The sequence below is a fragment of the Flavobacterium sp. genome, from assembly GCF_027490375.1.
Lineage (GTDB): Bacteria > Bacteroidota > Bacteroidia > Flavobacteriales > Flavobacteriaceae > Flavobacterium.
In genome coordinates this window covers 1-9,098 of sequence record NZ_JAIXYH010000049.1, presented here as the reverse complement: position 1 = coordinate 9,098, position 9,098 = coordinate 1, and the positions used below count along the sequence as shown (strand labels likewise).

Below are 9,098 nucleotides of genomic sequence, written 5' to 3'. Positions count from 1 at the left end.
TTCCGATAGCTATCGGAATTCGCATCTTTCACTTTTTTTATCCTAATTCGGCAGACCACATAGGCACAGAGTTCACAAAAGGCGTCCTTTATTCTTTCACTTTTTTTCATTCTCTCCATTTTTTGCTTTTTTCGCTTCTAGCTTTTAGCTTCTAGCTTTTTGCCGATAGCTTTTTACTGATAGCTTTTTGCTGATAGCTTTTTGCTGATAGCTTTTTGCTGATAGCTTTTTGCTTTTTTCTATTTCTTAGACGTTATATAATAATCCCCCAGAATTTCGTTACTTAGCTATTCATTGACAGCCAATTCTCATGAAAAAGTACCTCAGCGCACTCCTAATCGTTTGTTTATTTTCCGCTTGTAGTGTTCCGAAATATGCAATCGATAGTCGGATACAGCGTATTGGTGTCGACTTTTCCTCAGGTACGTGGTTACTCAATTACATCGATGCACCAGCCGATGTTGTGCCGCAACTGGAAAAGCTTGCCATAGAAGATTTTAGCTCACTCAATAAAAGTCTGACGCATGTAAGTCGTGCAAAAGGACTACTCATCCCCAATAAAATTGAACTGAATCCGTCTAAAATACAACTCGAGAATCTAAAAAAAGGCAGTGGTTACGACTATTTTGTGAACATCCAAGCCAAAAATAATAAAGTAGAACTGTCTAGTGTCGACTTAACACCGCATCGTTTCAACGAAGGCGGAAGAAATGTTAGTGAAGTAACTATAGAAATATACGACCTTAATGCACTAGAAATTATTTATTCCAAGAAGGTTATTGGCAGCGTCGGACGAGGAAACGATAACCACGACGTACACTTTGCTGCGTCTTCAAATATGCTCATCCTCGGCGGCTACAAAAAGTTGATGCGCGAGCTTAAGAAAAAATCACATTTTAAGAAATAAGAAAAATGCAATTTATGGGATCAAAAACGTTATAAAGCCTGTGGCACAATCGAATCCTCAACATGAAAACACTACACGCAATTCTATTCGTTATTTTAATTCCGTTCTTTTCCTTCGCAGACTGCTTTGATGGTGGACTACAAGTTTTTCCAAAGGGACCAATAATTTCAAAAAATGGAATCTTTTTGATTACGGGTTCCGGAGTAAATAAGGAACTGGTTTTACAGTTAAGCACCTTGAATCAGACATTTTTAATTGGAGAAAACGAAAAAATAAAACTCGTAGTCGTAGAAACGCTAGTAGGAAGTTACCAACTTACGCAAGTACTTCTTAAGCCTGAGCGCGACTTAACACCAAGTAAAATCTACACACTCGTTATTGAAAATGTTCCGGCGCAGTTCCAACCTAAAAAGTACGATGAGATAACAAAGAAAATGTGCCCAATTACTTTTGAAGTGACTACAGACAGCGACGATATCGCGCCCATTCTAGTAAATCGACCTAAAGTAGTCGATAAACAATGGATAGAATACGGCTGCGGTCCGGAAATTACTGTATCGTTTAACTATTCAGTAAAAACAGGTGAAGATTTACTGGTAAAAGCTACGGTGAAAGATAAAACTACTGGGAAAACATCATCTTTCTATCTAGAACCCGAAAAAAATGTAATTACCATCGGTCGCAACATGTGCTCAGGTGCTTTTACCTTTGATGATAGCGCCAATTACGAAGTTACTTTCACATTTTTAAACAGTTCAGGAAAAGCTTGTGAATGGAGTGGAAAACCTATTGCATTTACTGGTCCTAAAGACCCATGGAATAAAAAGCTCCGTATTGAAAAGAAAGTTAGAAAACGCTAGTAATACTTATTGTATCTGCACTTAGACAGCGGAGATTCCAGCCTCACTAAAAATCGTGCTTCAGCAGGGTATTTTCTCCCAAATCAAACGAGACCAATTAGAAGTGTTTCTTTTTTTATAAAAACAACTGTTGATTTTTTTCGTGTATTTTTGAATTACCTAAACAAATTATCGGAACATAACAACGAGGTAACAAAAAACACAGCTCGGCAGTCCGATTTTTTTATAGAAAAGGTCTAGCCAATTATTTGGTGTAATCACAAAAACATGACAAAAGCGAACTGCCTAAACTGCGGAAAACTCCTCGAAGACAAATACTGTTCGGGCTGCGGACAAAAAGCCGATACGCACCGAATTACCTTCAAGAATTTTATTTTTCACGACGTTTTACACGGCACATTTCATATCGACAAAGGCATTCTATTTACGGCAAAAGAAGCCTTAGTCCGACCCGGCCAAGCTGCGCTCGATTATATTGCCGGCAAACGAAAGCGCTATTACAACGTCTTTTACTTGATCCTGATTACTATTGCCGTGCTGTTCTTTTTGCGAAACATCGACCACTATTTTACCGACGTTCCCGAAGTTAGCGCCGAGAGCAAGCAATACCTCAACGAAGCCAGCCGAAAATTAGATCAGATTATCAGCAGTAAAAGCAAGATTATATTGTTTTTGTTTGTGCCTTTTTCGGCAATAAATAGCTTTTTGTTGTTTCGAAAAAAGCGGTTAAATCTGAGCGAACACTGCATACTATCGGGTATGATTTTGCTAGGTGTTTTGCTCATTTCTGTCCTGGCGCACCTGTATTTTCCCATCAATTACATGCTAAACTTCTCCAGCGATGCGGCTAGTTACGTCATAATTACCATCACTTTGGTATACATAAGTTTTGGCTTCTACAATGCATTTCGCAACTTGTATTCAAAGTTTGCCCTACTGCTGCGCGTTTTGCTGCTTTTTGTGCTTCTTTTTACCGAAATTTTCTTGTTGTTTATGCTCAGCTACGGCTATGTCACCCACTGGAAATTCGGCGAAATACACGTTACACCCTTTGGTTAAATGCTTTATTTAATTGGTGTTTTTAGAAGCTAATCCGGCTGTTCGCTGTAGTCCGCAAAAAATACGGTTTGTTCAATCGGCTGGCATCGGGCTTCTGGGGTCGCCCTCACCCACCGTTTCACAATACCGTATTTTTCTTACGGGCTGCCGCTACCATCCGGGCTAGGACAAGACGTTCTATAAGAAAAAAAATCAACCCACTCTTCAAGCGTTTTAAACTCTTGAAGAGTAGGTTTTACGTTATTTCCTTTCAGTTCATGTATAAGTCTTGCAAACAAAGTTCTTTAACTTTTAGATTGCCACTACAGCGCGTTTCAGTCAAGCTGCTTTTTGTTTGGGCTGCTGCCATTCGCGCGACGAAAATCGTTACTAACGTTTAGTGGAAAAAATGTATATTCGTGTAGGATAAAAGGCAAAACAAGTGTATAATTTAACATATTAAAAATACGCAGAAATTTATTGCCACAATTGGCTGCTATTAAATAACTTAAGCTTGTTTTTGAAAATTGATAAAATGCGGGGACTTCGCCGATAGTAAAGTGATGAGCAAGCTTTCCGGAACTCTAGAAAAATCATGAAGAATACATCTACTCTAATCTTAATTTTAATCTCAATGACAATTTTTGCGCAGAAGAAAACGGAATTTGAAGGAGAAAAAGTAAAAGTCAGTTTTGGCGAAAAAATCGAAAGCGAAAAAATGAATATAAAATTTTCTCAAGGAACTTGGAATGTGACTTTATTTCCATTGTTTGAAAAAAAACAGAATTGTGGAAAATGCTTTCCCGAAAGAAGTTGGAATTTATAGTTTAACAATAAATTATTCAAGCGAATTATATAACAGTGAAATTGTACTTTATAAGATGACGCCGGATCTTGAAAAGTTGACTTTTGATTTTTATCAAGATTGCGGAAGAATATTTTGCCGAATAAACTCAGATTATGCGCCAGAATTGAATAAAGAGATTGTTCTGAATAAACTAAGTGACGAAATAAAAGACATTCTAAAGTCAAGAGAAAAGTAAAAAGCCAGCTCGCAACAGCCGTAACCGTTGCACAACTCCCCGTTTCGAAAGAAACTCCATTTTTTTTGACCAAACTAACCACAAATATTTCGATTTAAGGCCCTGTTTTTTCGGCTCGTGTTACTAATTCTTGAAAATAACTATATCTTAAAACGCCTCTGTTGGAGTCAAAAAACAGCCATTTTAAAAAAGCAAAACACTGTCCTTGCTTTTGTGATGCAATATGAGCTATGCAAGAAGCTACCTGCGCTGGTTTTTTGGTTATGAAGTTCATCCCGTCAGCTGTTTAAATTTACCTATTCACTTTCTACCACATTTTTTCGGTGGACCACATAGGCACAGAGTTCACAAAGAGTTTTACAGTAAATTCATAAAGTGGTGGTTTTCCTTTTTACCCCATTTTTCATTTTTTAGCTTATTTTGATTATTTTCATTTTTTACCTTCTTTCCATTTTTTCGCTTTTTTAGCTTTATTCACTTCCAATAACTATTAGAATTCACTTTCTACCACATTTTTTCGGCAGACCACATAGGCACAGAGTTCACAAAGAGGTTTTTCTCATTTTTCGCTACTGTAACTTTTTCCCAATCATTCCAATTTTTTCGCTTCTAGCTTTTTTGCTTATAGCTTTTTTGCTTTTAGCTTTTAGCTTTTTTGCTTTTAGCTTTTAGCTTTTTGCTTTTTTCCATTTTTTCTATTTCTTTTCCGGGTGAGCGACAGCAGCGGCATCATTTTATAGCTAATTTTGATTATTTTCATTTTTTACCTTCTTTCCATTTTTTCGCTTTTTTCACTTCCAATAACTATTAGAATTCACTTTCTACCACACTTTTTCGGCAGACCACATAGGCACAGAGTTCACAAAGAGGTTTTTCTCATTTTTCGCTACTGTTACTTTTTCCCAATCATTCCAATTTTTTCGCTTTTTTCGCTTCTAGCTTTTAGCTGATAGCTTTTTGCTTTTTTCCATTTTTTCTATTTCTTCTCCGGGTGAGCGACAGCAGCGGCATCATTTTTTAGCTTATTTTGATTATTTTCATTTTTTAGCTTCTTTCCATTTTTTCGCTTTTTTCACTTCCAATAACTATTAGAATTCACTTTCTACCACATTTTTTCGGCAGACCACATAGGCACAGAGTTCACAAAGAGGTTTTTCTCATTTTTCGCTACTGTTACTTTTTCCCAATCATTCCAATTTTTTCGCTTATAGCTTTTTTGCTTTTAGCTTTTTTGCTTTTAGCTGATAGCTTTTAGCTGATAGCTTTTTCCATTTTTTCCATTTTTTCTATTTCTTTTCCGGGTGAGCGACAGCAGCGGCATCTTTTTTGGCGCTACGGAATTTCCACTACATACAAGCCAAAAAAATACAGCGAATGGCGCGACGGCGGCTCCACGAAACGTTTGCGAAGCGACAAAACTGCGCCGCCGGCACCCCCAAATACTATACAACTAAAGAAAAATCAATTTACTCGGATGCTCATTGTAAACTCCCCATCTTCTTAAGTTCTTGCCGCTCGACATCAAAACTTTTTTAAGAAAAAGTAAAATTTATTTAAAATAGTATGCGTGCATAGTATTTTTAGTTATCTTTGAAATCGTTGTAGTTGACTTATGAAAGAAAAAACAATCGATTATATATTACGTGCTACTTGGCAAGCAGTTGCCCGCATGTATAACGAAGAAGCTAACAAATACGGCGCATCGATGGCAGTTGGTTTTGCTTTGCTGTCGATCGATAAAGAAGAAGGAACGCCCTCAACCTCGCTTGGCCCACGAATGGGAATGGAAGCCACCAGTGTAACCCGAACGCTAAAATCGATGGAAGATCGCGGTTTGATTGAACGCCGACCCAATCCCGACGACGGACGCGGCGTACTCATATACTTAACCGAAGAAGGCAAAAACAAACGAGCACTTTCAAAAGAAACCGTACTTCGATTCAACGAAAAGGTAAAAAGCGTGGTTACACCCGAACAACTCGCCAACTTCATTGAAGTAGCCGACAAAATAAACGAACTCATCCAAGAGAAATCTATTTTCAATACAAACGAACTCCTTTCAAATGAAAAGAATTATTAAAAAAGTTGCTGTAATTGGCAGCGGAATCATGGGTTCCGGAATTGCATGCCATTTTGCCAACATCGGCTGCGAAGTTTTGCTGCTCGACATAGTTCCAAACGCATTGCTTCCCGCCGAAGAAGCCAAAGGCCTAACCCTAGAAAGCAAAGCCGTTCGCAACCGACTCGTGAACGAGCATCTGGCAAACGCAATCAAATCGAAACCCGCCCCACTCTACCACAGCAGTTTCGCGCAACGCATTACTACCGGAAATACCACCGACGATATCGCACGTATTGCCGATGTCGATTGGATTATCGAAGTAGTTGTCGAGCGTTTAGACATCAAAAAGCTAGTTTTCGAGCAAATCGACAAGTACCGACGTCCCGGAACTCTTGTATCATCGAACACCAGCGGAATTCCCATTGCATTGATGAGCGAAGGCCGCAGTGCCGATTTCCAGGAACACTTTTGCGGAACGCACTTTTTTAATCCGGCGCGATACTTGAAACTATTCGAAATCATTCCGGGTCCGCAAACCTCACGCAGCGTCTTGCAATTTTTGGAAGGATATGCTGAGAAATTTCTCGGAAAAACGCCAATTACCACTAAAGATACGCCTGCCTTTATCGGAAACCGCATCGGAATTTTCGGTATTCAGAGTTTATTCCATCTCGTAAAAGAAATGGGACTCACCGTTGAGGAAGTCGACAAACTTACAGGCCCGGTTATTGGTCGGCCGAAATCAGCTACATTCCGTACCGTTGACGTTGTTGGTTTAGATACATTGGTACACGTAGCAAACGGCTTGTACCAAGGTGTACCAAACGACGAGGCGCACGATTTGTTTGCACTACCCGATTTCATTCAAAAAATGATGGAAACCAACAAGCTAGGCAGCAAAACCGGCGAAGGTTTCTACAAGAAAGAAGGCAAAGAAATCTTAACACTCGATTTGGATACCTTAACGTATCGCACTGCCAAAAAAGCATCGTTTGCAACTTTAGAACTCACCAAAACAATCGAACAACCGATAGATCGTTTTAAAGTACTCATCACCGGTAAGGATAAAGCGGGCGAGTTTTACCGGCGCAATTTAGGTGCGATGTTTGCCTACGTTGCGAATCGTATTCCGGAAATCACCGACGAACTTTTCAAAATAGACGCCGCTATGAAAGCGGGCTTTGGTTGGGAAAACGGTCCGTTTGAAATTTGGGATGCCGTTGGCTTGGAGAAAGGAATCGAGCTCATTGCTGCCGAAAAAGGTACGCTTGCCACTTGGGTTTCTGACATGCAACAAGCAGGAATCAAATCGTTTTATAAAATCGAATCTGGGAAGACTCTTTTTTACGACATCGCTTCAAAATCATACCAAGTAATTCCGGGTCAGGAAAGCTTCATTATTCTAGACAATATTCGCGAAAGCAAAAAGGTTTGGGCTAATTCAGGCGCTGTGATTCAAGATATTGGAGACGGTATCTTAAACTTAGAGTTTAGATCGAAAATGAATACGATTGGCGGCGAAGTTTTACAAGGAATCAATAAAGCAATTGATTTAGCCGAGAAAGATTTCCAAGGATTAGTAATCGGAAATCAGGCCGCAAACTTTACAGTGGGCGCCAATTTAGGAATGATTTTTATGATGGCCGTGGAGCAAGAGTACGACGAACTCAACATGGCTATCAAACTGTTCCAAGACACCATGATGCGTTTGCGTTACTCGGCAATTCCGGTAATTTCTGCGCCACATGGAATGACCTTTGGCGGTGGTTGCGAATTGAGCATGCACGCCGACAAAGTTGTTGCTGCCGCAGAAACGTATATGGGATTAGTTGAATTTGGCGTGGGTGTTATCCCTGGCGGTGGCGGTTCAAAAGAAATGGCGTTACGTGCGTCGGATTTATTCCGCAAAAACGACGTCGAATTAAATGTCTTGCAAGAATATTTCTTGACAATTGCCATGGCGAAAGTGTCTACATCGGCCTACGAAGCTTTCGACACCGGATTATTGCAAAAGCATAAAGACGTAGTAGTAGTGAATAAGGATCGTCAGATTTACGAAGCCAAGAAACATGCTATCTTACTGGCAGAAGCCGGCTATACACAACCGGTGAAACGCAAAGACATTAAGGTACTCGGGAAACAAGCTCTGGGTATGTTCTTGGTAGGAACCGACCAAATGAAAGCAGGAAGTTATATCTCGGATCATGACAAAAAAATGGCAAATAAACTCGCTTATGTCATGGCCGGCGGCGATTTATCCGAACCAACACTCGTAACCGAGCAGTACCTTCTAGACATTGAACGCGAAGCATTCTTGAGTTTATGCACTGAACGCAAAACACTCGAACGCATACAATTTATGTTAACGAAAGGGAAACCGTTGAGGAATTAGAAAGACCTTAGTATTAAGACCTTAGTATTAAGACCTTAGTATTAAGACCTTAGTATTAAGACCTTAGTATTAAGAGAGAAGCAAAACAATTAAGAAAGTTATGCACAATTTTGAAAAGTTGAAAATCTGGCAAAAAGCAATGGAAATTGCCGTTCGCGTCTATGAAGTTACTGCAACATTACCGATGGAAGAACGCTACAATTTAACTAGTCAAATTAAAAGATGTGCGATCTCAATTCCTTCAAATATTGCGGAAGGTGCTGGTAGAAATCATGACAAAGAGTTTATTCAATTCTTAGCCGTTGCGAATGGATCCACTTATGAATTAATGACACAACTGATTCTTGCACAAAAATTAGATTTATTTGGGCAAACCACAGTACAACCGCTAATTGATCAACTGATTGAAGTTTCGAATATGAATTTTGCATTTCAAAAAACCTTAAAAGAAAAATAGGATGTATTCAAGAATAATAGCGACAAAACAGCTCAATTACTCAAAAGGTAGTACTAGCACTTTAGTGATTTCATCCGCATCTTTTCTAAATGTTCTATTGAAAAGGGCATTTACTCAAATAACAAATGCTTCGTTTAGATTAAGCGTACCCCGGTCCATTGCTTATTTAAAGCTTAATAGTCGCTTCTACGCTCTTGATACTCAAATCTTAATACTAAATACGCTAATCTTAATACTCCAATCTTAATACTTAATACTTAATACTCAAATCTTAATACTTAATACTCAAATCTTAATACTTAATACTCAAATCTTAATACTTAATACTCAAATCTTAAT

At 38.9% G+C, this 9,098-nt stretch carries 8 protein-coding genes; all 8 read left to right on the top strand.

Annotated features, from left to right (window positions below; all coding sequences use genetic code 11):
- Positions 1-310: 310 nt before the first annotated feature.
- The 8 genes from Q0064_RS06055 to Q0064_RS06020 all read left to right on the top strand — a co-directional run bounded on the left by Q0064_RS06055 (position 311) and on the right by Q0064_RS06020 (position 8,759).
- Positions 311-907 carry a hypothetical protein gene (locus Q0064_RS06055; protein WP_298145807.1) on the top strand — a complete coding sequence of 199 codons (597 nt, stop codon included), beginning with the start codon at positions 311-313 and terminating at the stop codon, positions 905-907.
- A gap of 62 nt (positions 908-969) precedes the next feature.
- Positions 970-1,767: a hypothetical protein gene (locus Q0064_RS06050; protein WP_298145804.1), complete on the top strand. Its 798-nt coding sequence runs from the start codon at positions 970-972 to the stop codon at positions 1,765-1,767.
- A 267-nt stretch (positions 1,768-2,034) separates the two neighbouring features.
- The gene (locus Q0064_RS06045) at positions 2,035-2,826 is read left to right on the top strand and encodes a DUF3667 domain-containing protein (protein ID WP_298145800.1); all 792 of its coding nucleotides are present in this window, start codon (positions 2,035-2,037) and stop codon (positions 2,824-2,826) included.
- Between the two features lie 574 nt (positions 2,827-3,400).
- Positions 3,401-3,631, top strand: coding sequence for a hypothetical protein (locus Q0064_RS06040; RefSeq protein ID WP_298145797.1), 231 nt, complete (start codon positions 3,401-3,403; stop codon positions 3,629-3,631).
- Positions 3,594-3,848: a hypothetical protein gene (locus Q0064_RS06035; protein ID WP_298145794.1), complete on the top strand. Its 255-nt coding sequence runs from the start codon at positions 3,594-3,596 to the stop codon at positions 3,846-3,848. Before Q0064_RS06040 ends, Q0064_RS06035 begins: the two co-directional genes overlap by 38 nt.
- Before the next feature lie 1,612 nt (positions 3,849-5,460).
- Positions 5,461-5,928: a MarR family transcriptional regulator gene (locus Q0064_RS06030; protein ID WP_094487345.1), complete on the top strand. Its 468-nt coding sequence runs from the start codon at positions 5,461-5,463 to the stop codon at positions 5,926-5,928.
- On the top strand, positions 5,912-8,302 hold the full coding sequence (locus Q0064_RS06025) for a 3-hydroxyacyl-CoA dehydrogenase/enoyl-CoA hydratase family protein (protein WP_298145789.1): 2,391 nt from the start codon (positions 5,912-5,914) through the stop codon (positions 8,300-8,302). The genes Q0064_RS06030 and Q0064_RS06025 overlap by 17 nt, the downstream gene beginning before the upstream one ends.
- Positions 8,303-8,420: 118 nt before the next feature.
- Complete coding sequence (locus tag Q0064_RS06020) at positions 8,421-8,759, top strand: four helix bundle protein (protein WP_366094860.1); 339 nt, start codon at positions 8,421-8,423, stop codon at positions 8,757-8,759.
- Positions 8,760-9,098: the final 339 nt, after the last annotated feature.